This is a genomic window from Paenibacillus sp. FSL H8-0175, assembly GCF_045040615.1.
In the GTDB taxonomy this organism is placed as follows: domain Bacteria; phylum Bacillota; class Bacilli; order Paenibacillales; family Paenibacillaceae; genus Paenibacillus_AQ; species Paenibacillus_AQ odorifer.
In genome coordinates this window covers 448,869-475,385 of the sequence record NZ_CP150299.1, presented here as the reverse complement: position 1 = coordinate 475,385, position 26,517 = coordinate 448,869, and the positions used below count along the sequence as shown (strand labels likewise).

Annotated in this window: 25 protein-coding genes and 1 riboswitch; of the genes, 12 read left to right on the top strand and 13 right to left on the bottom strand. The window is 46.6% G+C overall.

Going from position 1 to position 26,517, the window contains the following annotated elements; translation table 11 throughout:
- The first annotated feature begins 36 nt into the window (after nt 1-36).
- Nucleotides 37-942, top strand: coding sequence for a LysR family transcriptional regulator (locus MHH46_RS02115; RefSeq protein WP_076185655.1), 906 nt, complete (start codon nt 37-39; stop codon nt 940-942).
- 61 nt (nt 943-1,003) lie between these two features.
- Nucleotides 1,004-1,522: a translation initiation factor IF-3 gene (gene infC, locus MHH46_RS02110; protein ID WP_076185653.1), complete on the top strand. Its 519-nt coding sequence runs from the start codon at nt 1,004-1,006 to the stop codon at nt 1,520-1,522.
- Between the two features lie 524 nt (nt 1,523-2,046).
- Here the strand turns inward: infC and MHH46_RS02105 are convergent.
- The 9 genes from MHH46_RS02105 to MHH46_RS02065 all read right to left on the bottom strand — a co-directional run bounded on the left by MHH46_RS02105 (nt 2,047) and on the right by MHH46_RS02065 (nt 10,327).
- Nucleotides 2,047-2,748, bottom strand: a complete 702-nt coding sequence (locus MHH46_RS02105; protein WP_076192717.1) for a histidine phosphatase family protein — start codon at nt 2,746-2,748, stop codon at nt 2,047-2,049.
- 18 nt (nt 2,749-2,766) lie between these two features.
- Complete coding sequence (locus tag MHH46_RS02100; protein WP_036682756.1) at nt 2,767-3,369, bottom strand: response regulator transcription factor; 603 nt, start codon at nt 3,367-3,369, stop codon at nt 2,767-2,769.
- Complete coding sequence (locus tag MHH46_RS02095; protein ID WP_076192714.1) at nt 3,366-4,520, bottom strand: sensor histidine kinase; 1,155 nt, start codon at nt 4,518-4,520, stop codon at nt 3,366-3,368. Before MHH46_RS02095 ends, MHH46_RS02100 begins: the two co-directional genes overlap by 4 nt.
- 4 nt (nt 4,521-4,524) lie before the next feature.
- A complete protein-coding gene (locus MHH46_RS02090) occupies nt 4,525-5,259 on the bottom strand; it encodes an ABC transporter permease (RefSeq protein ID WP_036682760.1) in 735 nt (244 codons plus the stop codon).
- A 2-nt stretch (nt 5,260-5,261) separates the two neighbouring features.
- Nucleotides 5,262-6,170 (bottom strand): ABC transporter ATP-binding protein, encoded by a 909-nt coding sequence (locus MHH46_RS02085; RefSeq protein ID WP_076124631.1) that lies wholly within the window; start codon nt 6,168-6,170, stop codon nt 5,262-5,264.
- 195 nt (nt 6,171-6,365) lie between these two features.
- Complete coding sequence (gene nfsA, locus MHH46_RS02080; RefSeq protein WP_076101226.1) at nt 6,366-7,118, bottom strand: oxygen-insensitive NADPH nitroreductase; 753 nt, start codon at nt 7,116-7,118, stop codon at nt 6,366-6,368.
- Nucleotides 7,119-7,149: 31 nt separating this feature from the next.
- The gene (locus tag MHH46_RS02075) at nt 7,150-9,612 is read right to left on the bottom strand and encodes a heavy metal translocating P-type ATPase (RefSeq protein WP_076192712.1); all 2,463 of its coding nucleotides are present in this window, start codon (nt 9,610-9,612) and stop codon (nt 7,150-7,152) included.
- 113 nt (nt 9,613-9,725) lie between these two features.
- The gene (locus MHH46_RS02070) at nt 9,726-9,926 is read right to left on the bottom strand and encodes a copper ion binding protein (protein ID WP_076124634.1); all 201 of its coding nucleotides are present in this window, start codon (nt 9,924-9,926) and stop codon (nt 9,726-9,728) included.
- A 53-nt stretch (nt 9,927-9,979) separates the two neighbouring features.
- Nucleotides 9,980-10,327, bottom strand: coding sequence for a metal-sensitive transcriptional regulator (locus MHH46_RS02065; RefSeq protein ID WP_076124636.1), 348 nt, complete (start codon nt 10,325-10,327; stop codon nt 9,980-9,982).
- 272 nt (nt 10,328-10,599) lie between these two features.
- Here MHH46_RS02065 and MHH46_RS02060 point away from each other — a divergent pair, with 272 nt between their 5' ends.
- The 8 genes from MHH46_RS02060 (at nt 10,600) to MHH46_RS02025 (ending at nt 17,373) form a co-directional block, all read left to right on the top strand.
- Complete coding sequence (locus tag MHH46_RS02060) at nt 10,600-12,120, top strand: MDR family MFS transporter (protein ID WP_036682771.1); 1,521 nt, start codon at nt 10,600-10,602, stop codon at nt 12,118-12,120.
- A 5-nt stretch (nt 12,121-12,125) separates the two neighbouring features.
- Nucleotides 12,126-12,692, top strand: coding sequence for a PadR family transcriptional regulator (locus MHH46_RS02055; protein WP_076124638.1), 567 nt, complete (start codon nt 12,126-12,128; stop codon nt 12,690-12,692).
- A 90-nt stretch (nt 12,693-12,782) separates the two neighbouring features.
- A complete protein-coding gene (locus MHH46_RS02050) occupies nt 12,783-12,998 on the top strand; it encodes a hypothetical protein (RefSeq protein ID WP_076124640.1) in 216 nt (71 codons plus the stop codon).
- 52 nt (nt 12,999-13,050) lie between these two features.
- Nucleotides 13,051-14,028: an aldo/keto reductase family oxidoreductase gene (locus MHH46_RS02045; RefSeq protein ID WP_076124641.1), complete on the top strand. Its 978-nt coding sequence runs from the start codon at nt 13,051-13,053 to the stop codon at nt 14,026-14,028.
- A gap of 379 nt (nt 14,029-14,407) precedes the next feature.
- Nucleotides 14,408-15,583 carry a hypothetical protein gene (locus tag MHH46_RS02040; protein WP_076192710.1) on the top strand — a complete coding sequence of 392 codons (1,176 nt, stop codon included), beginning with the start codon at nt 14,408-14,410 and terminating at the stop codon, nt 15,581-15,583.
- 1 nt (nt 15,584) lies between these two features.
- Nucleotides 15,585-16,175, top strand: a complete 591-nt coding sequence (gene sipW / locus MHH46_RS02035; protein WP_076124645.1) for a signal peptidase I SipW — start codon at nt 15,585-15,587, stop codon at nt 16,173-16,175.
- Nucleotides 16,176-16,265: 90 nt separating this feature from the next.
- Nucleotides 16,266-16,874 carry a TasA family protein gene (locus MHH46_RS02030; protein WP_036682781.1) on the top strand — a complete coding sequence of 203 codons (609 nt, stop codon included), beginning with the start codon at nt 16,266-16,268 and terminating at the stop codon, nt 16,872-16,874.
- 169 nt (nt 16,875-17,043) lie between these two features.
- Nucleotides 17,044-17,373, top strand: a complete 330-nt coding sequence (locus tag MHH46_RS02025; protein WP_036682795.1) for a helix-turn-helix domain-containing protein — start codon at nt 17,044-17,046, stop codon at nt 17,371-17,373.
- Nucleotides 17,374-17,480: 107 nt separating this feature from the next.
- Here the strand turns inward: MHH46_RS02025 and MHH46_RS02020 are convergent, their stop codons facing one another.
- On the bottom strand, nt 17,481-17,636 hold the full coding sequence (locus MHH46_RS02020; protein ID WP_232061118.1) for an anti-repressor SinI family protein: 156 nt from the start codon (nt 17,634-17,636) through the stop codon (nt 17,481-17,483).
- Nucleotides 17,637-17,663: 27 nt separating this feature from the next.
- A riboswitch (cyclic di-GMP riboswitch) is annotated at nt 17,664-17,748 on the bottom strand.
- A gap of 470 nt (nt 17,749-18,218) precedes the next feature.
- On the opposite strand from MHH46_RS02020, the gene MHH46_RS02015 reads away from it, so the two are divergent.
- A complete protein-coding gene (locus MHH46_RS02015) occupies nt 18,219-21,086 on the top strand; it encodes a 2-oxoglutarate dehydrogenase E1 component (RefSeq protein WP_076185640.1) in 2,868 nt (955 codons plus the stop codon).
- A gap of 52 nt (nt 21,087-21,138) precedes the next feature.
- Nucleotides 21,139-22,425, top strand: coding sequence for a 2-oxoglutarate dehydrogenase complex dihydrolipoyllysine-residue succinyltransferase (gene odhB / locus MHH46_RS02010; protein ID WP_076192707.1), 1,287 nt, complete (start codon nt 21,139-21,141; stop codon nt 22,423-22,425).
- Nucleotides 22,426-22,890: 465 nt separating this feature from the next.
- Here the strand turns inward: odhB and MHH46_RS02005 are convergent, their stop codons facing one another.
- The 3 genes from MHH46_RS02005 to MHH46_RS01995 form a co-directional block, all read right to left on the bottom strand.
- Complete coding sequence (locus tag MHH46_RS02005; RefSeq protein WP_076192705.1) at nt 22,891-23,853, bottom strand: hypothetical protein; 963 nt, start codon at nt 23,851-23,853, stop codon at nt 22,891-22,893.
- A complete protein-coding gene (locus MHH46_RS02000; RefSeq protein ID WP_076192703.1) occupies nt 23,814-24,422 on the bottom strand; it encodes an RNA polymerase sigma factor in 609 nt (202 codons plus the stop codon). The genes MHH46_RS02005 and MHH46_RS02000 overlap by 40 nt, the downstream gene beginning before the upstream one ends.
- A gap of 326 nt (nt 24,423-24,748) precedes the next feature.
- Nucleotides 24,749-26,497 (bottom strand): hypothetical protein, encoded by a 1,749-nt coding sequence (locus tag MHH46_RS01995; protein WP_076192700.1) that lies wholly within the window; start codon nt 26,495-26,497, stop codon nt 24,749-24,751.
- Nucleotides 26,498-26,517: the final 20 nt, after the last annotated feature.

Here is a 26,517-nt window from a genome sequence, read left to right as displayed (position 1 = left end):
AATCTTAATCAATTATACCGATAGAGGTGACAATCGATGGATCTAAAAGAACTGATGGCTTTTAAGACCATTCTTCAAGAAGGCACTTTCTCACGCGCTGCAGAGAAGTTGAATTATGCACAGTCTACTATTACCAACCAAATTCAACGACTTGAAAAAGAACTGGGCATACAACTCTTTCACAGAGGCTGGGAAGTAGAACTGACAAGTGCTGGGCAAGTTTTTGCAGGGGAAATCGATAACCTTATTCAACATTGGAACTATGTAACAGAACTCACCAAAGCTTTACAGCATGACGAAATTGGTACACTTCATATCGGAAGCATTGAATCCATGATGGAATCCGTCCTACCGAACGCCTTGCGAAAGTTTCAGGAGCAAAAAACAAAGATGGCATGTAACTTCATTCAGGGTAACACTGATTCCCTCTCACAACTTGTTCTACAAAGAGAACTGGATTTCGCCATCTGCGGTGAGCCGTCCGACCTGTCTTTCTTTTATTTCGAACCGCTTTATCACGAGAAAATCGCTTTTATAGTAGATGAAAATCATCCTTTAAACGGACGAGACGAGATTTCATTTCGAGAAATTCTTGAATATCCAATTATAGCTGGAGGACGCACTTGCTTATATTACCTTCGGTTAGCTAAGCAATTTTCGAGATTCGAATCAAAGCCCACTTTATCCACCATAAGCCAAATTTCTGCTATTCCTCATTTTGTAAGAAAGAACCCTGGGGTGGGGGTAGTGCTTGATTCGACAGCTTTAATGACAGATATCGTAAAAATAGATGTTGAACTAAGCGAGCCGTTCATTCAAGTGGGTATATTACAGCAGCGCAACCGAGAATATCTAGCAACATCATCTAAAAAACTAATCCTACAAATCATAAAAAAAGAAATTGAGAGGATTAGTAACGCTAATCCTACGCTCCACATTTGAACCTCAAGCTAGTTCCATATATGATAGCTTTATCATCGTTATCAGGGGAGGATTCATAGCAGTGGCAGTATTAATCAATGAACAAATCAGAGCATCCGAAGTAGTCCTTACAGGACTTAGGGGTGAGAAGCTGGGGATCGTCTCCCGGGAAGAAGCGCTGGCCATGGCCAGATCAGCAGGTGCTGATCTGGTATGCACCTCGCTAATGAGCAGCCCACCGCCCTGCAGCCTAACTGCAAAGGGCAAAGCAAAAGCGGCCGCGCAGAAGGAGGCAGCCTCAGCACGCAAGGCCAGTGGGGGCTCAGCTGCAAAGGGCGGCAGCAAGGAGAAGGTCAAAGAGCTCCGCTTCACTGCTCATATTGAAGAGCATGACTACGATACTAAGCTCCGTCAGGCTGAGAAGCATCTCCGCTCCGGCAAGCCGGTGCAATTAGTTGTCAAAGCTTCCGGTGCGAAGGAAGCTGCTGCCGCAAAGACGGTACTAGAACGCCTCGTAGCTGACCTCAAGGAAGTCGGAGTCAAAGATACCGGCATCCAGACAGGCGGCAAAGGTTCACAGGTGAAATTAAATCCACGGTGAGAGTGGATTTAATTTCAGATAATTTAGGCTCAAAACCAAAATTAGTGGACCATTTCATGAAAATGCTGCTGCTATCTGCAAATGTAGCTTTATTGCGAGCAGAATTCAGAATTGCGTTCGGACACCACAGCCCTTATTCGTAACTATTTCGCTGTTCTGGGATGCTAACGGACTTCAGAGACTTTATATCACTAAAATAGCACGATATTCCCTCCATTTATGGAAAATAAGATCTCTCGAGTCCGCAACTTCCTCCAAAAGGCTTAAAATGTACAAATAGCTGCATCTAAGTCCGTTAGCACAATAGCAAGTGGAAATCAGGAACTGGGCAAGGGGCATGATTCTTATATGCAAGCAAAAGCGCCTTCGGTGTCCCTAAAGAACGGTAAGCGCTTATGCGAGAAATAGAAGGATAATGTATCGTGCCAAACTTATACTTTCTTGTATTATTAAAAAAGGCCATCCTCTACAGGATGGCCTTTCACTTCATAGACAATGTCCTTGCTCGCTCTTAATCAGTCACCTTAAACATGATTACCCATTAATCCCCTTGGGCGAAAGTTCATACCCCCAGCATAGAGGTGGGAGACATCTCCCAATCCAATACATCTGGGAACTGCATAGTGCTCGCTGCGCTCTTCAAACAAGATCGTCGTTACCGAGCTTGGAGCAAGCCAAAATACGGACCAAGCCAAGGCTAAAGGAATCTGCAATAAATGGGCTAGCCATGCAAGGCCAAAGCCACCATGACACACAACTCCAATCTTCTTGGTAGAAGGCTCGAGGATACGATATAGGCCATCCTCTCTTTTATAGTGGTGGCGAAGCAAGAATTGATCTGAAGCCGCTTGTAGTTCGCTAAACCGCAATTTGTATTCCTCTTGTTTTAACCAATGATCTGTTTGATCAGACCATTCTCTTTTTCCACTCGATAGTTCACTAATATGTTCTCCGGGGCTATCCCATATAGGTGCCAGTTGTCCATCCAACATAATCCCTGTCCAATCCAATTCACAAGTCCAAGGTTCTGTCTGAATTACAAGTCCCGTCTCTTTGGCCACATAACTTGCTGTTGTCTGTGCTCTACCCAATGGTGAAGCATATAATTCATCCAGTCCGATAGATCCCATGCGTTTTCCCAATGCCGCTGCTTCCTGATGCCCGAATTCCGTTAGATCATCTATAGAATAGTCCGGATCACCATGACGAATCAGAAATATTTGCATAACAATGCCCTCCTCCCCTCAAATCCAGCCTTTTTCTTCCGCCAGCCGTACCGCCTCAATCCGGCTTTTCACTTCCAGCTTATTGAGTATTTCAGAGATGTAATTGCGGACAGTGCCATAAGATAGATGCAGCGAAAAGGCTATCTCGCTCGCGGTTTGCCCTTCTCCAGCCAGTTTTAAAATCTCGCGCTCCCGTGCTGTTAATGGATTCTCCTCCCGCAGACTGCCGAAGACTAACTCAGGAGATACCTCCCGATGTCCAGCCATGACACGACGAATAGATTCAGCTAGCTTATCTACAGGCTCGTCCTTCAACAAATACCCTTGAATACCAGCCTTTACTCCACGCTCAAAATACCCTGGACGGGCAAAGGTAGTCAAAATAATAATTCGGGTCGGACAACCCTTACTCCGCAATATTTCTGCAACCTCCAGCCCGCTCTTGAACGGCATTTCAATGTCCATGAGACAGACATCCGGCTGAAGCTTGTCGATTAAAGCTAACGCCTCCGCCCCATCACAAGCTTCTCCGACTACTTCGATATCGTCTTCAAGATCCAGCAAAGAAGCCATCGCTCCCCGAAGCAGGCGTTGATCCTCCGCTATAACAATGCTTATCATGCAGTCTCACCCCCTTGTGCATCTTTTACGATTAGCGGGATGGTAACGATCAGCGTAGCTCCCTGACCCTCAGCTGAGCTTAGCGACAGGGAGCCATCAATCAGGGATAGACGCTCTGCCATTCCCTTCATGCCATTTCCATCGCTAAGCCCACCATTCCCTCTCTCCCCATGCTGTAGACCAATGCCGTTATCCTTAACGGTAATTCGCACTTCTCCAGCCAGCTTTGCCACTCCTATGAAGCATTTGTCCGCTCTACTATGCTTTACGATATTAGTCACTGCTTCTTTGATACAGAGGCTAAGGATATTTTGCGTCAGGTCGGATACCCCCTCCAGAGAGATATCCCCTTCCACTTCTAAGGCGATCTCTGCCGTTCGCAGCATCTCTCCAGCCTCAGCCAGTTCCTCTGCTACTGAGACCGCTCGCATTTCCGACACTAGCTCACGCACTTGACGGAGCGCAGCCCGTGAAGTGCGCTGAATTTCTCGTGCTTCCTCTTGAGCTCGCTCCGTATTTTTCGTCACCAGCTTCTCTACGAGTTGGCTCTTTAACGTAATCAGGGACAAGGTATGGCCAAGGGTATCATGCAGGTCACGGGCGATTCGCATTCGTTCCTCACGCTTCACCAGCTCTTTAATCACCTCATTCGCTTGATCCAGCTCTTTCTCCAGCTTCTGATTCCGATTCATGGACCTCACTCCGAACGGACTAATCAACATAATAATAATAAACGGAGCTAAAAACATCACGCTTCCCCACTCCATCTCACGACCCACTAAGACCAGCACCGAAAGGATCATGATCACAAAAGAAGCAAATGCAATTTTGAACCCTTTATTCTCCGTATAATATGCGATAAAATTTGCGGTGAAAAAGCCCATGTACAGATTATAGGGGGTATAGAACAAACTAAGCACCACGATGATTAACATTTGAATAAATAACCAAACATTAAACACTCCACCCCGCACCCAATACAGCTGGCGATAGCTGAGGGCAAACACCGCTATCATAATCCCGCCCAGGATGAGCTTCATTCCAGTCTCCCCGCGCAAATTCAGGATGGGCAAAACCAGATAAACAGCCCATACAAAAGGGAAAAAACCCTGTTTTTGTGGAAATAACCGGAACTTCGCACGCTCAGCCATTCATTCACACCGCTTCCTGTTTTTTTCGAATATAGACCGATAGTAACATAAAAACTACCAAATATCCGAGTAAAATCAAGACATTACTCCACGTCGGAGCTGATCCACGAACGATCTCCCAGGCTCCATTCCCATAGTTATAGGAAGGCAACCAATGACCAATCCGCTGCATTAATCGTGGCAGTATCTCAATCGGCATCCACATGCCTCCTGCTACAGCAAGAGCCATATAAATCACGTTGCTGACTCCACTGGCTGTATCCACCCGTTTCATAGCACCTACAAGCGTACCAATCGCTAAAAATGGTAGAGAACCGATCAGGATCCACAGCCCGCTAAGCACCCATTGACCTGCGGATAAAGAGACGCCATTGATTAAATAGCCTGCGATAAAAATACAAATGACCGAAAACAGATGCATCATCGTCTGTCCGAACATTTTTCCGAAAAAATAGATCGATCCCGGCAGCGGTGTAATCCGAATAAAGGTGGTCCAGCCTTGTGTTCGTTCTTGCACCAACCGGATGCCAAGCGTCATAATGGCTGAGCCCATTACACTGAAGGTCGCCATAGACATTAAATAATGAGCACGCCACGTTAGGTCATCGCTACCTGTATTGACCACCCGGGTGAAGATGAAATAGAACATGATGGGCATGAGCAAAGACCAGAACACATAATAGGGATTACGGATGATCCGCAGCATTTCCGCTTTACACTGTACAGTAATTAGTCTCATGGTTAGACAGCCTCCTCTTGGTTCATGGTCAATTGTTCAAAAGCCTCATCCAAACGTCCCTGATCAATTCGAACATCCTTCACAGGAAGTCCAGCCACAAAAATCGCTTTAAGCGCCTCATCTGTATCCTCTGTGGTCACGTGAATGCGGCCATCTTTTTCATAACAATCCTCTATAGCAGCTAGGTCTAGCAGGTTTCTGCGCAATTGCGAGCGATCACCCACAGGCAGGAAGGACACGGAACGCTTCACAATCCGCGATTTAATCTCATCTGGACTTCCGTCCGCAACTAAGTGTCCTTTACTGAATAATAGAATACGATCCGCGATATCTTCTGCTTCCTGCAAATAATGGGTCGTGAACACAATCGTTTTTCCTTGCTCCGCAAGTCCACGAACCGTTTCCCAGAACCGCCGCCGGGAAGTAATATCAAGTCCGACTGTAGGTTCATCGAAAAAGATCAGCTCCGGATTACCCGCGAGGGCTAGCGCAAAGCCCAAACTACGCTTTTGACCGCCCGAGAGCTTCTCGGCGTATCTATTCAAATCGGCTGGCGCAAGTCCAGTAGCCTTAATTAGAAACTCCATATCCATAGGCTTTGGATAATAGCTGCGGATCAGATCAATGATCTCCCGCACCTTTAGCCGATCCATTACACTTACCTCCTGCAGCATCGCTCCAGTCTTTTCACGTACTGCTTTATCCTTCGGATGATGACCGAACAACTCCACTGTACCCTCGGTAGGCTCTATTAGCCCCAGCAGCATGCCTAATGCCGTTGTTTTACCCGCTCCGTTCGGTCCCAGAATAGCTGTAATCGAACCTTTAGCAATGTTAAAGCTGATATTATCTACGGCCTTTTTATCCTTATATATTTTGCTGACCCCGTGCATTTCTATAATATTATCCATAACGTAATCCCTCCGCTTCCGAATGCGTTTGATCTATTTCAATCATATGGAAAAAGAAGACATGACATTAGTATGGACTGTCATTTCTTTAAGATGACAACTGTCACCTTCCTGGCTTCGAATAAAAAAAAGAGGCTGCCCTATCAGTAGAATGAACTACTAATAAGGCAGCCTCTTTAGGTGAAGAGAGTTTAGTTATCTCCGGAGGAATCCTTTTTCCAGCAGGAACTCCTTCATATGCAGCCGTGCTGGCTGTGCCAATCGCTCCGCCATAATGGCCGACCAAGGGGTGTCTTTGGCGCCGTGGGTCCGCTCACGCATATAGTCTGAGGAGACTTTATCGTAAGTTTTGACCTGCTCCACAGTGGTTTCCGCATTGTAGCGATTACGATGCAGAACAGCCTCTAGTGGAAGCCGCGGACGCAGGCCCGAAGCTCCGTCAGGATAACCTACACACATCCCGAATATCGGATAGACCAATTCAGGCAGTCCCAGCAATTCCGATACCTCCGCGATCCGGTTACGGATTCCACCGATATATACAATTCCAAGTCCTAGTGATTCCGCAGCCACTGCAGCATTCTGTGCAGCAAGCGCAACATCAACGGTAGCTACAATCAGGTTCTCAGCAGAATCTTCATAAGAAGTCTCTCCCTGCAAATGAGGTTTCGTCACCTCGCGCAGCCGATACAGATCAGCGCACCAGACCAAAAACACTGGGCATTGTTCTATATAAGCCTGATTGCCCGCTAGTCCCGCAAGCTCCGTCTTTAGTGCCGGGTCAGTAACTGCAATAACACTATAAGCCTGAACATTGCTTGAGGTTGAAGCCATCTGAGCTGCTCCAATAATAGCGCTAAGCTGATCTTCACTTACTGGCTTATCCTGAAACTTGCGGACAGATGCATGTTTCATTAACAGAGAAATTGTATCGTTATTTACTTGCACTGTGGCCACTCCCTAAATAGTGATAGTGATATTACAGCTTTACCCGCTGTAGCCGAAGTGCATTCAAGACAACAGACACGGAGCTAAATGCCATCGCAGCTCCTGCCAGCCATGGGGCTAGAAACCCAAGTGCAGCAATCGGTATTCCTATTGTATTGTAAGCAAGCGCCCAGAACAAATTTTGTTTAATATTTCTCATCGTTTTGCGGCTCATCATGATCGCATCAGGAATACTCTTCAGATCCCCGCGCATCAGCGTAATATCAGCTGCTTCCATAGCTATATCCGTTCCTGTCCCAATCGCCATACCCGTATCGGCAGTAGCCAGTGCCGGAGCATCGTTGATCCCATCCCCAACCATGGCAACCTTAGTCCCATTCTGTTGGAGCTTGCGAACCTCTTCGGCTTTGCCCTCTGGCAGAACCTCTGCTAACACTTTTTCGATCCCTGCCTGCTTCGCAATAGCCTCAGCTGTAATTTTATTGTCACCAGTGATCATTACGACTTCAATACCCATATCATGGAGCGCGGCTACAGCCGCTTTTGAGGTCGGTTTAATCGTATCAGCAACGGCCACAATCCCAGCGATTTCACTCTCTACCGCTACTAGCATAGCTGTCTTTCCCGACTCCTCCAGCTTCTTCATAATTGGAGTCCATTCTGTGATATCAAGCTGATGATCTTCCATCATCCGCCGCGTGCCTACCATAACCTGCTGATCGGAGACAACGGCCATAATTCCACGTCCGGGCACATTATCAAACTGCTCAGCAGTAGGCAAAGCCAAGCCTCTATCAGCAGCGCCAGCAACAATAGCTTCCGCAAGTGGATGCTCAGATAGCTTTTCAGCAGCTGCAGTTAAAGCTAACAAACGGTTTTCCGCGTTTTCTTTTCCATAAGCTGCAATTCCAGTAGTAGTCACAACATCGGTAAGCACGGGTTTACCATTCGTCACTGTACCTGTTTTATCTAGCACAACGGTCTGAATCCCTTGCGCTCCCTCTAAATGCTCCCCGCCCTTGAAGAGGATTCCAAGCTCTGCTGCCCGGCCCGATCCTGCCATAATGGAGGTTGGCGTTGCCAGACCTAGCGCACATGGACAAGCGATTACGAGCACTGCAATGGCTTTTTCGAGGGCATCAGCGAACTGGCCAGGGGCTGCCCAGAAATACCAGATCAGAAAAGTTATTACGGCAATACCCACAACAATCGGCACAAAAATTCCTGAGATTACATCGGCAATCCGCTGAATCGGAGCTTTGGAGCCTTGAGCTTCCTCCACTACTCGGATAATTTGAGCCAGCGCAGTGTCGCGACCCACTTTATTGGCTTTGATTCTCAAGATACCATTCTTATTCATAGTGGCACCGATCACGGTATCCCCTGGTTTTTTCTCCACAGGAATACTCTCTCCGGTCAACATAGACTCATCCACAGAAGAAGATCCCTCGACTACCTCACCATCCACAGGTACCTTTGTTCCGGGTTTCACCAGTACAATATCGCCAGGAATGACTTCATCTGTCGGGATATTCATTTCTTGCCCATCCCGAATTACGAGGGCGGTTTTTGCCTGAAGCCCCATTAAGCTTTTGATTGCGTCAGAGGAACGGCCTTTCGCCAGCGCCTCAAACCATTTACCGACAAGGATAAGTGTAATGAGTACAGCACTCGTCTCATAATACATTTCTACAGTATGATTCATTCCCTTCATGCTTAAGGAATCAATAGTCAGATAAAGACTGTAGAAATAAGCTGCCGACGTCCCTAATACGACTAACACATCCATATTGGCACTCCGGTTACGAAGGGCTTTATAAGCACCGACGTAGAACTGCCAACCGATGATAAATTGCACAGGGGTAGCCAGCACAAGCTGGAACCAAGGATTCATAAATATATCCGGTGTTGGAATCCAGCCGGTGAAGGAGAAATGACCCGCCATCGCCCATAACAATGGGAACGAAAGAATTGCAGAAATGATCCATTTCCACTTTTTATGCTGAATTTCTTTTCCACGACGATCCACATGATCCTTGCGGTCTTCTTTAAGAGAAGCTTTATAGCCGATACTGCTTACCTTCTCCATGATCTCCCTTGGACTGATATTACCGGGTGTATATTCTACATGTGCTGTTTCCAGCGCCAAATTCACATTAACTGCTGCTATGCCCGGTGTACGGCTCAACACTTTTTCAATCCGTGAGGAACAAGCAGCACAGGTCATCCCCGATATATCAAAATCCGCAGATTCTTTAATAGTGTCATAACCAAGAGAACGGATTTTATCTTCAATTTGTGGCAACCCTGATACTGTCGGATCAAATCCAACAGTAGCCTGTTCCAAGGCTAGATTCACATTCGCACGAGATACGCCGTCCATCCGGGACAAACCCTTCTCAATTCGGGTTGCACAAGCGGAACAGGTCATACCTGTAATCTGTACAGTTGCCTGCTGTTCGTTTGGTGAAGCTGTTGTTTTGGTTTTATCCATGATTTCCACGCCTCCACATACCCCTATAGGGTATGATAATTTCTAAAAGAAAAGGCATTGGAGCTTTGGGCAGCTTCCCCATATCACTCCAAGCCTTATTACTGTGCTTCAAATTAAACTACGTCATACCCTTGATCTACAATTGCTTCTTTAATCGCACCAAGGCTTACTTTGTTCTCATCATACTCGACGGAAACTTTCTTAGCAGCAAGATCAACTTTAGCTGTGGCTCCAAGATTGCCTACGGCTTTCTCTACAGAGTTAACACAGTGACCACAAGACATTCCTTCAACGTTTAATGTAGCGTTTGACATTAATATAACCTCCAATAAATGTTGTGAAGCTATGCTCTAGAAGCATTAGCTTATTATTTCATTAATTTGTTAACCGTAATTAGGAGCTCGTCGATAACCTCATGTTCGCCAGCTTCGATTCGCTCAACAATGCAACTTTTCATATGTCCTTCTAACAGCATCTTACCGACACCATTTAACGCCGCCTGTACCGCCGCGAGCTGGTTGAGTACATCATCACAATAGGTATCCCGCTCAATCATACCCTTTACCCCGCGGATCTGGCCTTCAATCCGGTTGAGGCGCGTATTCAAGTTATTCTTGAATTCTGCCGAATGATGACTTTTTCGTTCTCCTGATGATGAAGAATGACAATTTATGTCGCAGGATTCTGCAGCTTGCTCTTTCTTGGCAGTAGACATAAGAATCAGCCTCCTTGGTTATAATATAATATACCCCCGTAGGGTATGTCAAGAGGCATTCCTAATTCATCCACAGATGATCTCCACGGGTAGTTTGTCCCTATATTACCGCCGTATTCTTCTACGGTTGGCTATACATCTCTATTTTTTCAAAAAAACTATTGCCTCCCTATTCAAATTTGAATATAATAAATTTTGCTTCTAATTATGAACATTTTTCGAACAGAACTATCACTATCACTATCACTATTAAGAAAAAGGAGCTGCGAAGCATGCATACTAAAGAAAGTAATCTTAAACTCGTAGTGGTTGGCCTGCTGCTTGGGATTCTTATGTCCGCAATGGACAATACCATTGTAGCTTCAGCTATGGGAACGATAGTCTCAGATCTTGGCGGTCTGGATAAAATCGTATGGGTCACCTCCGCTTACATGGTAATGGTAATGGCCGGAACCCCTATCTTCGGCAAGCTCTCTGATATGTATGGACGTAAACGTTTCTTCATTTTCGGATTGATTGTATTCCTGATTGGCTCGGCTCTGTGCGGTACTGCCACCAGTATCACACAGCTCAGTATTTACCGTGCCATTCAAGGGATCGGCGGCGGTGCACTAATGCCAATCGCCTTCACCATCGTTTTCGACATTTACCCGCCTGAAAAAAGAGGGAAATTGACCGGTCTCTTTGGAGCCGTCTTCGGAATCTCCAGTGTACTTGGACCTTTACTCGGTGCCTATATTACCGACTATGTTGGTTGGCAGTGGGTATTCTACATTAACCTGCCGCTAGGAATTATTGCACTGTTCCTGATTGCAACTTCTTATAAGGAGTCGATCTCCCACGCTAAACAGCGCATTGACTGGGGCGGAGCCTTCACTCTGGTTGGTGCGATTATCTGCCTAATGTTCGCTCTGGAACTTGGTGGTAATCAATATGCTTGGGATTCCAGTGCCATCCTTGGCTTATTCGTAGGTTTTGCTGTTCTCTTGCTGGCGTTTATCCTTATTGAGAGAGTAGCTGCTGAACCTGTGATCTCGTTCGCTATGTTCCGCAAACGGTTGTTTGCAACAAGCAGCGTGACCAGCCTATTTTATGGCTCTGCTTTTATCGTAGCTACTATTTACATTCCTATCTTTGTGCAGGGTGTATTTGGCGGCTCAGCTACGAACTCAGGGCTGATCCTTATGCCGATGATGATCGGTACGGTCGTTGGCAGTCAGACCGGGGGGCTGCTTACAACAAAAACCAGCTTCCGCAACATTATGATCCTATCCGCAGTCTGCTTTGTCGCAGGGGTCTACAGCCTAAGCACTTTATCACCAGATACCTCCCGTCTCATGCTTAATGTATTTATGGCTCTGACTGGGTTCGGCGTAGGCTTTTCCTTCTCCGTGCTGAGTATGGCAGCTATCCATAATTTCGATATGCGCCAACGGGGGTCGGCAACATCGACCAGTACCTTCATGCGCTCCCTTGGAATGACGCTGGGAATTACGATCTTCGGGATTATTCAGCGGAATAGCTTTACTAACAGTCTAAGCGATGCTTTTGGCGGTAGTGAACAGTCAGCAGCTTTCGGAGATCCACGCGCTGCGTTAACACCTGAAGCAAGAGCGAAGATCCCTGCTGAAATATTAGAAAAAATATCAAGTGCGTTATCCACCTCTATTGCCCAAACCTTTATGTGGGCCTTGATTCCTGCAGTGCTCGGTCTAGTCTTTGTACTGCTCATGCCAAAAGACCGTCTTACCATTCCTGCTAAAGCTGTTCAGGCGTCTGAGGGCAAAAGGTAACCATTATGTCCATGAAATTAGCCATTTTAGGTTTACTGCTGGAGCGGAACATGCATCCCTATGAAATCACATTAGTGATGAAGGAACGTTCCATGGACCGGATCACCAAGCTGCAGATGGGATCACTCTATTATGCTGTGGATAAGCTTGCACAAGATGGTTATATAGAAGCTTTAGAGATCATCCGCAGCAGTGATCGGCCGGACAAAACAATCTATGCCATAACGGAGCAAGGTAAAGCTTTATTCGAACAGCTTATCCTGCAACAAATTAAGAAAAACGAACCCTTCTATCATCCGATGTATATGGCCCTGGCTATGTCCCGTCATATCGATCAGAGCAAGGTTGAGAAGCTGCTCGAGGAACGCCTCCGGGAAACAGAACATCAGGTTAATCTGGCTTATCAGGTATACGAGGAGCATATCTCCATCGTGCCTCGTTCTGCCCTGCATCTAATGTACGGTACATATGAGCACACCCTGACTGAGCTGAAATGGCTGCAGCGCCTATACGATGATGTTGTAGCACGCAAGCTAAAAGACGTAGGGACACCGTTGAATTTAGAGGCCTAATGGCCTCTTTTTTCTGTTTAAGGGAGTCAAAATACGTTTATTAACGAGCACAATATCCATTAAATCTCAAAGGAAGGCGAGGCGGTAAAAATGACCCGAGAAAAACATCAGCTGAATAGTGGCAAACGGGATCACCCGGAACAATATCCAACAGAGAAAGAAAGTCTATTTGATCTTCATGAAAGTGAGCAGAATGTAGACCCGATTCCGATGGAAGATTTAACGCTGGAAAAGCAAGAGGAAAAGAACAAAGAGGAGACCAAACACCGCTCTTCCAGCGACAAAAAATACCATACGGGCTTCTGAGAGTGTACAATATCTACAAGTACGCAATCATAATTTCCAAGGAGGAATCACATTGTTGAAAGCGTTACCTTTAAACAAGCGCGGGATTCCCGCAAGCCGCATTGCTTTAGGCTGCATGGGGCTAGGCGGTGACTGGGACCATGAGCCGATTACTGCGGAGAATGTTAAACAGGGACATGAAGCGGTTGATGCCGCCCTTTCCATCGGCATCAACATGTTTGATCATGCAGATATCTATACTCGTGGGAAGGCGGAGAAGGTATTCGGTCAGATTTTTAAGGATCGTCCAAGACTACGTGAAGAAATCATAATTCAATCTAAATGTGGAATTAAGCTAATGGAACCTGGAGACAGCACTAATACGTTTGATTTCTCTGGCCAACATATTCTGAACAGTGTAGATGGAATATTGTCACGACTTGGGACCGAATACATTGATATTCTTCTACTGCATAGACCTGATCCCTTAATGGATCCCGAGGAAGTAGCCTCCGCATTACATCAACTGAAGGCCGCTGGTAAGGTTCGTCATTTCGGGGTTTCCAATATGAGCGCCGCTCAGATCAAGCTGCTGCAGACTTATTGCGATGAACCTTTTATCGTAAACCAGCTGCATATGAGCTTGGCTAAGATCAGCTGGGTGGATGCTGGAATCAGTGTAAATCGTGAACCCTGGAAGGATATTATCTTCCCTGAGGGAACCCTTGAACATTGTCGGATGGAGAACATTCAGCTTCAAGCCTGGGGGCCACTCGCCCAAGGTCTATTTAGCGGGCGTTCATTAGAGGATCAACCGGAGAATATCGTCCAAACAGCAGCTATGGTCCAACAGCTCGCAGATGAAAAAGGAACAACACCCGAAGCCATTGTACTGGCTTGGCTAATGACACATCCAGCTGCCATTCAGCCTGTTATTGGAACTGTGAATCCGAAGCGTATTACTGCCTGTGCCGATGCGGACAAGCTGGAGCTTAGCCGTAAAGAATGGTATGACCTGTATGTTAGTTCACGCGGTTCAAAACTTCCGTAACATATACATTTATATTCTCAACTTCATTACTCCGCTTATGCCCGGCTCGCGTTACTACTGCGAGCCGGGTATTTTTTTGCGAATCACCCTAACTTATCGTTCTTTATTGCGAATATATTTAGTAATCGAGCGATAAATGGAGTTATTCAGAGATAAATTATCATTTTTGTTCTTTATAGAGTACAAATGCGCGTTATTGGCAGTTTTCTTTTTGATTTATTCCATGTATGATTCATTACAGAAGTTGTTCTTAATAAAGAACGATAATAACGAACCAAAGAAACAGACATTGAGGGGAGGTATTCCTCTGAGACCCAGATCAGCAAGGAGAAGACCTAGAAGAAACAGGAAAATCGGATTACGTATACTGCAATCAGGAATGGCTGTCTCCGTCTTATTTCTATATACCTCGCAGCAAGTTGGTGGTACCTATGGAGGCTTTGGAGCCGCTACGCAAACCACTAGCACGATTAGCTTTTGCGAAGTATTTCCGAATTCGATCAAGGCACTGCTTACAGAGTTCAAAGAGCATGTTAATCGAGCGCTCACTTTAAAAGAATCACTACAGCCCTTTTCCACATCAGCTAACTACTCGGACGTTTCGGGAATAGAAGGGATGTCGCTGGAAGAGCTTGATGTCGCTGCAGAAGAGATTTCTTCGCAAATAGCGGCGCTTCAATCCCAAATAGATAGCGTTAACGAGCAACTGGCGGCTAACAGCCAAATTTGGAACCAAATCCACAATGAGCTAAGTGCAGCAGCAGCCTTACTCTTCCAGATAGGAGGATATATGACTTCTCTAGATTCCAACTGTCTAGAAATCAAGGATGAGCAATTTTTCAGAGATTTACAAAGCAGCCTGAATCAAAGCGGTGTGATCTCGGAATCCTTGAATGCTTCCTTAAATGGAGTTATTAGTTACCTAACCTCCATACACGATGTCGGTCTTCCATTCGCATCGGTAGTTACCAGTGATGTTTATGGACAACTTGAATTACGCGAAGGAGAGTTCCCACAGCCACTGCCATTCCTGATTACCTTCACTCAACCAGACGGCGTGATCTCTAGCGACCTCACCTCATCTTATGAAGCTCTAAATACCGAATTGACTAACCATAAAGAATCGGCAACCTCAGGTATCACTACCCTTCAAGATAAACTCCAATTGATCAGTCAGACTCGCGAGCAAAAACTAGAAGAGCTTGAAAAAGCTCGGCTAGAAGAAGAGCAAGCAAAGAAAGAAGAAGAAGCGAAAAAAGAAGAAGAACGTTTGGCTGAGGAGAAAAAGCAACAAGAAGCCGAGGATAAAGCGAAAGCTGAGGCACCCCCTCCAACATCAGGCGAAGCTGCTCCGGAAGCCCCAAATAAAGAACAACCTGAAGCCCCAGCCACTGATCCGGTTAAGCCGGAAATTGACGAAGAGCTCACAATTCCAAAAGATGTCCCTCAGCAAGAGGCTCCACAAGAGACGCCAAAGGCGGAAGACAGTACGACTACCCCGCCGGTAGCAACCCAAGCTCCTTCGGACCCTCAACCTGAGAAAGGTGGAGAATAAGATGCGAATTAAAAAAATTATCAATAATACCCTATCGAGCTTAATGCTTGTGATCTTTATTCTGCTGGTGGCAGCCGTAGTGTTATCCAAGGCCTCCGGCGGTGAACCTGCTTTCTTCGGATATGAGATCAAAACCGTACTCTCAGGATCGATGGAACCAGGAATTCAGACAGGCTCAATTGTCGCATTAAAACCCGGAGGGGATATGAATCGTTTCAAACCAGGCGATGTCATCACCTTTAGGAATGAAGATAATCTGCTCATTACTCACCGGATTGTAGAAGCGACCGTCAATAACGCTACTGGTGAAGCTGTTTATCGCACTAAAGGCGATAACAACGACGCGCCCGACATGAACCCTACCAGTTCTGTGAATGTTGTAGCTCAGTATACCGGGGTCACTGTACCCTATGTCGGTTACGCTATGAATTTCGCGGTTTCCAAAGCTGGAAGTGTAGTCCTCATGATCGTGCCTGGCTTGATGCTTCTGCTCTATGCTCTGTATACCTCTTGGAAGGCTGTAGCTGCATTAGAAAAGAAAAATGCTGCCCTACTGCCAGCCTCACCGCCCCCAACAGAAACACAGCCCTAAGTTGATTGTCCACTTCCGCTTACGAACCGGAAGATACAATATATAAATTTTATAAAAAATTCAAACACAAATTTGAGGAGGAATTTTATTATGGGTATCAAGAAAACATTGGGTCTTGGCGTAGCATCTGCAGCACTGGGTTTATCATTAATCGGCGGAGGAACCTTCGCATACTTTAGCGACACTGCGCAAAGCACAGCTACATTCGCAGCGGGCACGCTCGATCTGAACTCCGACCCTTCTGTCATCGTTAATATTCCTAACCTGAAACCAGGTGATACGGTAACTAAATCCTTCAAATTGAAAAACGATGGTTCGCTCGATATCGGATCTATTATTCTGAATACATCGACTCAAATCACGGATGCTAAAGGAGATAACTACCTGGATTTAGCCGAGTTCATTAAAGTTAAATTCCTTAGAAATAATGATAAAGGAGTACCTATCGTCTCTCCTGAAAATGTAGTTTATGAGACTACACTTGCTGCTTTAAAAAGTCAGCATCCGGATCTCGTAAAAAATACAGGTTGGGATCAACTCTTTACCGAAGCATCCGGTATTAAAGCCGGTACCAACGACAGCTTCTCCGTCCAATTCGAATTTGTGGAAAATAACCAAGATCAAAATATTTTCCAAGGCGATAGCTTAACACTGACTTGGGATTTCGTAGCTAAACAAGGTGCGAAAAAAGACTACTAAGATCAATAAAGTAATTTAATAAAATACTCGATGAGCAGCAGATCCTGAATCCGGCCACGGATAAGCAGATTGCTGCTCTTCTCTTTACAATAAACTTTGTCCGATTTATTGATATTTGCTATACTAATAACAAAAATTACGGAGGGGCGTCAGCATAGTGCCACAGAATATGGGCCAACGTATCCAGCAGCTCCGCCTAGACAAGGGTTTCTCCCTATCTGAGCTTGCGGACAGAGCAGATGTGGCTAAGTCGTATCTTAGCAACGTGGAGAGAAACATCCAATCCAATCCATCCATCCAGTTTATCGAAAAAATCGCTGACGCGCTTCAGGTATCCATTCATGCCCTACTCTATGGAGAACCCAATGATGCAGAGGAATCACATTTAGATTCGGAATGGTTCCGATTGGTGCAGGAAGCTATGGACTCAGGCATTAGCAAACGCGAATTCAAAGAATTTCTGGACTATCAGAAATGGAAGCTCGATCAAAAGGATTAATACTTCCTACTAATCTGGTACGATCCTCTCTTCTACTAAATCATATCGAAAAAGGGCACAGCGAAGAACCGCTGTGCCCTTTTTCGATATGTAACCCCTCTAATGTATTACTGCACGATCTGCACAGTTTTCTCATGAAAGAACTGGCGGATTTCATCTGCCTTAATGCCAGCCTTCTTAGCTGCTAATAATAAATGTACCCACTCTTGATCCAGATCAATAAACTGCTGTTCTCTGTTGCTACCCTGGTTGGACTTTTCCAAAAAATCTCCCCCTAAGATTTTACGTCCCCAGGCAATCCGGCTGTCATAGTATCTCTACCTTAGACCCGCGACTTTGTGCCCCTGCCTTTCGGCAAGTTTACCTTTTACTGGACCCTTTTCACGAAAGGATCTGCTTAAAAAACTATAAAATTACTATCTGCAATAACATTATACAAAAAGAAAGCGGAAAAGTGTGTCGATTCCTGGTTACTTTCTATTTTAAAAACGAAAAATAAAAGATTTTTTTTCAAAGATCTTGTCCGATTATCACGATACTCGTCCGTTACATAAAATAAATTGTACTAGCAAAATAAATATTTACTGACCTAATAGTTAAAAATAAGGATAATAGAATCATTTTAATAGGCCTTTAGAATGGGTAATGAGAAGAAATACCCTTCTTTTCATTAGAACAAGCTAACCCATACCATTTTGCGAACGTATTGGACGAAAGAATGAATTGATTACAGTGGCCGAAAGTAGCACAATAAGATGAGAAATGAAACCGCAATCATCACAGCTCCAGTAAGCGTTGACACAAAATGTCACGTATGGAGTTCATCCGTTAAGGAGGATGTATTCATGGCAGCCAAAGAGCCCTATAACGAATCCATTTGGAGTAAGTATTACGGACCCAATTTAGGCTACATTCAAGAAAGATATGAACAGTTTGTGAAAGATCCCTCCACCGTAGAAAATAATTATCGCGAGCTTTTTACAAATTCGGGACCTCCTCCCCTAACTCCGGATAGCGAACCGGCTCCTCAGCCGCGCATCTCGGGAGACACCGAATGGCTTAGAAAAGCAGTAAGAGCTTCCAAGCTAATCGCCAATATTCGTATATATGGCCATATGGCCGCTGAAATTGATCCGCTGGTACGCGATCAGAATCCCATGGCAAAATATCTTGAGCTTGAAACCTATGGGCTGACCCGCGAAGACCTGATCGCACTGCCTGCCACGCTTATATGGGAAAATGCGCCGAATGATGTGCATACCGGATGGGATGCCGTGCAACGTATGCGTCAGGCATACACCAAGACTATCGCCTATGAATTCGGGCATGTGCATGAAGAAAAAGAACTGCAATGGCTAAATAGACAGGCAGAATCCACCAGCTCACCAGCACCCCTAAATAATACAGAACGCAAAGAGCTCCTGAACCGCCTGATTCAGGTAGAGCAATTTGAAACCTTCCTCCACAAGACTTTTGTAGGTCAGAAGCGTTTCAGTCTTGAAGGCAATGATGCTCTTGTGCCGATGTTAGATGAAATCGTACGTGCTGCTGCACATGACGGTGCGGAGCATATTTTGATGGGCATGGCGCATCGCGGCCGCCTCAACGTTCTTGCACATATTTTGGGCAAACCTTATGATATCATATTTTCAGAGTTTCATCATTCTCCGAACAAGGAGCTTTTCCCTTCCGAAGGCTCCACAGGCATTAACTATGGTTGGACAGGTGATGTGAAATACCATCTCGGTGCAGACCGTGCTGTCCGTGAAGGAGAAACCGTACGCACAAGAATAACACTAGCGAATAACCCAAGTCACTTGGAATTCGTCAATCCTGTCGTGGAAGGTTTCACTCGTGCCGCACAAGAAGATCGGAGCACTGCAGGACTGCCGAAGATTGATACCAGTAAAGCTATGGCGGTGCTGATGCATGGCGATGCTGCTTTTCCAGGTGAAGGAATTGTTGCAGAAACGCTTAATATCGGCAAACTTCAAGGTTATCAAAATGGTGGGACGATCCATATCATTGTTAATAACCGAATTGGTTTTACGACTGAAAGTGAAGATTCCCGTTCTACGCATTATGCGAGTGACATCGCCAAAGGGTATGAAATCCCAATAGTCCATGTCAACGCTGATGACCCAGAGGCCTGCGTAGCAGCTGTACGTTTAGCTAGCGCATACCGCCATCAATTCAAAAAAGATTTCGTAATTGATCTCATCGGCTACCGCCGTCATGGTCACAACGAAATGGATGATCCTGAAACCACACAACCTATTGTCTACGGCAAGGTTCGCAATCATCCAACCGTCTACAAGGTTTATGCAGAGAGACTGAAAAACGAAAAGGTTCTTACCGCCGAAGACGTACAAAAGATGAATGCTGAAGCAGAAAGCGTATTGCAGCGTGCGTACGATACTATGAAGGAAGGCAATCATAAGAAAAAAGAACCCAAAGCCTTCATTCCTCTACAAACGGACCGCGCAGCGGCAAACACTACAGCGGTATCCATCTCCAGCCTGCAGGAGATCAATCGTGAACTGTTGACGGTTCCTGCTGGATTCCAGGTTTATCCGAAGCTGGAGCGCATTTTACAACGTCGTAAAGATGCACTGAATGAGGGTGAAAAGGTCGACTGGGCACTAGCTGAAACATTAGCCTTCGCTACCATTCTGAAAAATGGAACGCCCATCCGACTGAGCGGTCAAGATGCCCAGCGCGGAACCTTCGCACATCGCCATCTGGTGCTGCACGACAGTAAAACAGGAGATTTATTCTCTCCGCTGCATCAGCTAAGCGATTCCCGTGCCTCCTTTGGCGTATACAACAGTCCATTGTCAGAGGCATCAGTATTAGGCTTTGAATATGGTTATAATGTGTTTGCACCGGAAACCTTCGTAATCTGGGAAGCACAGTATGGTGATTTCGCCAATGCGGGTCAGGTTATTTTTGACCAGTTCATTGCCGCTGGACGCGCCAAATGGACACAGCGCAGCAATCTCGTCATCATGCTGCCGCATGGCTACGAAGGACAGGGACCTGAGCACTCCAGCGGTAGGCTGGAACGGTTCTTGCAGCTATCCGCTGAGGAGAACTGGACGGTCGCTAACCTGACTACCGCTTCGCAATATTTCCATCTGCTGCGGCGCCAAGCAGCGTTATGCGGGCAGGAAGATGCTAGACCGCTAGTCATTATGACGCCGAAAAGTCTCATTCGGAATACGCGCAGCACTTCTGCCGGAACCGAGCTGGCTTCAGGACAATTCAAGCCTGTATTAGCTGAATCTTTGCTTGGCCAGAAACCAAGTGAAGTTAAACGGCTCGTAGTCTGCAGCGGTAAAGTCGCTATCGACATCCAAACAGAACTGGAAGCAGCACCGGATAAGGATTGGTCATGGCTGCATGTTCTTCGCCTAGAGCAGCTTTATCCGTTCCCGGAACAGGAGCTAAGCGAACATTTAAACTCCTTCAGCTCCCTTCAGGAAATTGTCTGGGTGCAAGAAGAGCCGAAAAATATGGGCGGCTGGAGCTATAGTGAGCCTCGGTTACGCGCCATCGCACCGAAAAATGCCGGCGTAAGATATATCGGCCGTCCGGAACGTTCCAGCCCGGCCAGTGGTTATGCAGATGTGCATAGCTTCGAACAACGTAGAATTGTAACAGAAGCCCTAAAATCAAATTCGAACGTACAAGCGGCTGTACCGTCCTCTTAAGAGGACGGTATCACAATAGCGTAAACCATTATGTTTGGGGAGGAAACGGCCTGTGTCAGAAATCTTAGTACCCGATCTGGGAGAATCCATATCCGAAGGAACCATCTACAAATGGCTGGTTAAAGAAGGCGACACGGTAGGTCAAGGCGATGTGCTTGCTGAGCTGGAAACGGATAAAGTCAATCTGGAAATTAGTGCAGAGGTGGAGGGTGTCATCTCCACCATCCTGCGTCAAGCGGGCGAGAACGTAGCCGTTGGCGAAGCCATCGGCATCATTGGAGCCGCAAGCGGCAGTACGCCGCGGGGTGCTGAAAGCGAAGCCGAAGCGCCTAAAGCGGCTCCGGCAGGCGGCAACGCAGTAGCAGCCGCCGCGCCTGTAGCTGCGCCCGAAGTGCCTGCAGCAGGTGGCGACAGCCATGCTGCATTGGCATCGCCGGGCGCACGCAAGCTGGCACGGGAGCGCGGCATCGACCTCGGCGAGGTTAGCGCCCGTGATCCTATCGGCCGGATTGGTCAGGCCGATGTGTCCGGTCATGGTGCAGCAGCGCCGCAGGCCGCTGCACCGGTAGCTCCGGCGCCGCAAGGCAAGCCGGAACCAGCGAAGCCGGCAGCGGGCAAAGCCACGCCGGACGAGGGCAAAAACGTGGAGCGCAAGCGCATGTCGCGCAGACGGCTCACGATTGCCAGCCGCTTGGTCGAAGCGCAGCAGACCGCGGCCATGCTTACCACCTTCAACGAGGTGGACATGACAGCGATCCTCGACATCCGCAAGCGCCGCAAGGATGCATTTAAAGAAAAACATGAAGTTGGACTAGGCTTCATGTCCTTCTTCACCAAAGCCGTGATCGGTGCGCTTAAAACCTATCCACTGCTGAACGCCGAAATCGACGGTGAAGATCTGGTCGTTAAGAAATTCTACGACATCGGTATTGCTGTTGCAGCGAAAGAAGGACTTGTAGTTCCCGTAGTCCGTGATGCGGATCGGCTCAGCTTCCCGGAAATCGAGCGCCAGATTGGCGAGCTCGCTTCCAAAGCACGTGCCAATACGCTCAGCCTCTCCGAGCTGCAAGGCGGAACATTCACCATCACCAACGGTGGCGTATTCGGCTCCTTGTTATCGACACCGATTCTGAATACACCACAGGTGGGTATTCTAGGGATGCATAAGATCCAATTGCGTCCGATCGCGCTGGACGAAGAAAGAACCGTAAACCGTCCAATGATGTACATCGCCCTTTCCTATGATCACCGGATCGTTGACGGCTCTGAAGCGGTAAGCTTTCTTGTCAAAGTGAAGGAATTGCTGGAAGATCCGGAAGCACTACTGCTAGAAGGCTAACGCTCTTCGAATTTTCGAAGATATAAGAATATTAAGAAGGTATCCCTACGCTCTCGCTTTGGGGATACCTTCTTTTATATCTGGATCCAATTGCTGCCTTCCCTGCATACGATTTAACTGTATTTTATACACTTATTTATTTCTGATCCGCTCATAGCCTCTTCTCTAATTGCATTCTCTACAACTAAAATCCGTAAAAACGTCTATTTCCACTAATCTAACCAGTAATAGCTGCATCAAGTACAACTAAAGGGCCTATATACAGCTATTGGTGAACTTTAATTGCACATAATACAACTAACTTAGCGCATGCACCTTCAAACTACACACTACATACTACGCACTACGCACTACGCACTACTAACTACTAACTACTAACTACGAACTACGAACTACGAACTACGAACTACGAACTACGAACTACTAACTTCAAACTTCAAACTTCAAACTTCAAACTTCAAAACTCTACTTCAATAGCTCCTCAGCCAGCTGTAAAAATTGCTCCTGGGTCAAAATCGTATCTCCATAGCTGGTGAGTGTATAATACGCATCCTGCTTCTCGTTATACCAGTTCAGATAATCATAGCTGACCTCTTCCCTTACTACCTTGTTATAGATAACTTCTGTCCCTGCAACTGTGAGCTTATTAGCTTGATTCTCAGGCGTTTGTTCCACGAAAACCTTGCCGCCATGCATGAGCGTTGCTGAGATCCCTATAAAAGCATTGTTCTTCGAATATGTTACACTTAGCCCCCCTGGCTCGGACCACGGTATAGCCTTCATAAACAAATTGCGGGTCCCCTTGTCCTTATTTGCCTGAGCGGTAAGATCATTTAATGTTTCCTTATACAAAGTACCTAGCTTAGCTGTATCCGTAGTCGGAGAATTAGGATGGATTACACCATATTTAAAAGCGTACCCCGCTGCCGTTTCGGGAAGCATTGGCGCCCCTGTTCTTTTGATTTCTTTTAAAAAATCAGAATACGCATCTATCCGCTGCTCTTTATACTTAAACTGCAATTCTGTCGCCAAGCCTGCTGCACCTGCTTTATTTTTCACAAGATAAGCGATCAATTCACCCGGTTTAGCGAACTCTTCTGCTTGCTGCGCATATTTATCATAAGAAGCCCTTTCTGCAGATTCAGTCGGCGCAACATGTTGGACCTTCACTACTCCTTCACTATTGCGGATTTGGATATATTCAGACGCAGCATACGCAGTCACAGAAATCAGCAGAAACAGCGTTAACATACTGGCCACTGCCGTTGTTTTATTCATCACCCTCAGCGAGAACGATCGCTTTCGACCTGTTATGCCAGTAATACGCCCCATGACCTTATCTTCTACATCTACCTCATCCAAAAGTTCATTGCCCACCGAGGCATAAATTATATCTTGGTATTCATTGCTGATTTTGTTTCTTTCCATGTGATCTCCTCCTCTGACTTCATAGCTTCCTGAACCTTTAGCTTGATCCGATTCATTCTTTTAGTTAGCGCATTGGGACTGACCCCTAGAATCTCACTTATCTCTGCATAAGTTTGTTCTTCAAACACCCGCAGAATAAGCATGTTTCTCTCCTCAAGCGACAATCCCGCTAAAGCCGCAGACAATGAAGGACTATACAACCGAGCATCCAGCTCCTGTTCAGGACTTGCAGACAGTACTTCCGGACGAAAAATACGCATGACTTGCTTATGCAGACGACGCCTGCGCAGCAGATTTAAGCAATGATGATATGCGATACGATAGAGCCATGCCGAGAAATGCATTTGCGATTTGTATTGCCGGATAGATTGATAACCCTTTACCAAAATATCCTGAACCGCGTCCTCCGCATCCTGCTTGTTTTCTAACAAACGATAGCAATATCGATAGATCGGCTTTTGGAATGACCTGACAATTAAAGCATACTGCTCGGAATCTCCCTTTTGAATCCTAACGATTAGCTCTTCCAACTCTGTCGAGTCTAGCGAATCCTGTGGCGATGTAAGCACCTCCTTAACCCTTATATCTCTATAACACTTGACCACCGAAAAAAGTGCCTATGTAAACCAAACTAAAGGAAATTTTATAAAAGCTGACAGTCACGGCTTCGGAGAATGTTTGAATCACTGACGGCTGGTGTCCCCGGATTTCTTACTTATACCATTATGCACGGTTAAAATCTGGTGAGTCTATGCTTAGCAGATGCATAACAAAACCTCCCATTAGACCTGATAACTCCAGGTTTGCTTCTAATGGAAGGTTTTTTAATAAGGCTTATTATTCTAAGACTGAGGTGTAATGTCAACGTCTGCTAAATTGTAAATTGTTGCAAAGGTTACTCTCTTATCATGGAAGGAGATAGAGTGATCGTAATCGTCTTATCGAACGGAGTCATAAAATTGACCAACACCGCCTTGCAGTTATCCTGTAGCTTCGCCTCACGCACCGTAGCCGCCAGATGTCCAAGCTCGCCCCCTGACAGTTCAATCCAGTCCTCTTCACAACTATAGCGGAGGTTACCGCCGTTCCAGAGATAATGGTCCTCTCCGACAGCCTGCAATTCACCCGATGTGAAACATCCTTCCCGTCCAAAAATAAAAGACAGCTGAGTCATAACCTCTGTAGGTTCCTCAGCATGCAACCGGAGGGTCCACCCTCTGTCCGTGCGTTGAACCTCCGTCTCCACGCGGAATGTCTGTTCATGCGTAAGTGCGCGGCTCTGATGCGGTAGCAGATACCAAGGGCTTACTGGCTCCCCAGATGTTTGCGGAAGCAGTTCACCTTCTACAGGACCGTAATAACCCTTCTTTTGTTCTCCTGACAGGTGGTATCCGTCAGGTAGTTTGATCATTTTCTGCATCGGGACATAGCCCGGATTAAAGTAAGAAGCCAGCTGCACTGCAAGCAGCCTGACGGCACCGTGACGGAGTGCAAAAAAAGACGGCGTCTCCGTGATTAAGGTCACGCTAGTGTTCCCGTCCCTGTAGCGCGCAACCGGTGCTCCGAAATCAGTATGCAGCCGGCTGTGGTAAATTCGCCCTTGATGGCCGGACTTCTCCATATCCTGCAGATAGCCGTGTCGCGGAAAATCGCCGTTCAGTATTTTCTCATATTTTACAGGCAGAGCTGCCGAATCTTCAAAAGGTTGCTGAAGCTCCGGCTCCAGCAGCATACGTACAAGTACGTTGACAGAGCAGACCCCCGGATTTTCCAGTGCTCTGCCTGCCCATTCGGCCATCCCCGCAAACAATGGCTCCTTATCGGAACGGGCCAGAATAGCGTACGGTAAATAATATGGAGACAGGTCGTGAAAGCTCCCCAGATCCTGGCGCCCAGAATAATCGGTCACAACTTCGCCCTTAGGATGCACCAAATAGACCATCATGTGTAAATTCAGACGAACTGGCTCCAGCAACTGCGGCCGATCCAGCAGACGAGCGGCATGAATCAGCATGATGTCGCTGACCGCACTATAAATACCGTTGCTGCGCTCCGTCCATTCTCCATCAGGTGTAATATCCATCCCTTCCGCCAACCACTGTTCCGCCCGTTGGACAGCCTCCTCCAGTCCGAACAGTTCATGCAGAAATCCCAGTGCTGCACACAATACCCAACGATGATTCGGCGTGTGACAGCCCCCTGTAAGCATGACGGGAATAGTTCGCTTAAGAAACAAGAGCATATTATCAAGCACCTGTTGCAGTGGCGCCCAATCCTGCGACGCCAACAGTTGGTATAGCTGAGCATAGCCGACGATGACAAAGGCTGTATCCGGGGGAGAATGATAGTTCGTCCAGCCCGGAGAGATCGAGCCATCCTCATGTTGTGCACGCAGCACGAACTCCGTCGCCAGCAGCAGGCGGGCCAGCAGCAGCTCATCACGGTAGAATGCGGAATCCGGGTTAACCAGAGCCGCTCCCCAATAACACATATCGGTTGGTGTGCCGGTCGTATGATTAACCCAGGCAACGCCAGTACCCGGATCTATTGTCCCTCCATAATAGCGGCTCGTCGGATCAAGCACCTGCCGGGATAATCCCTCCACTGCCGCTCTATCATTACTGGCTACCAGTTGCTTGTACATTATACTTCCCTCCATGTTAA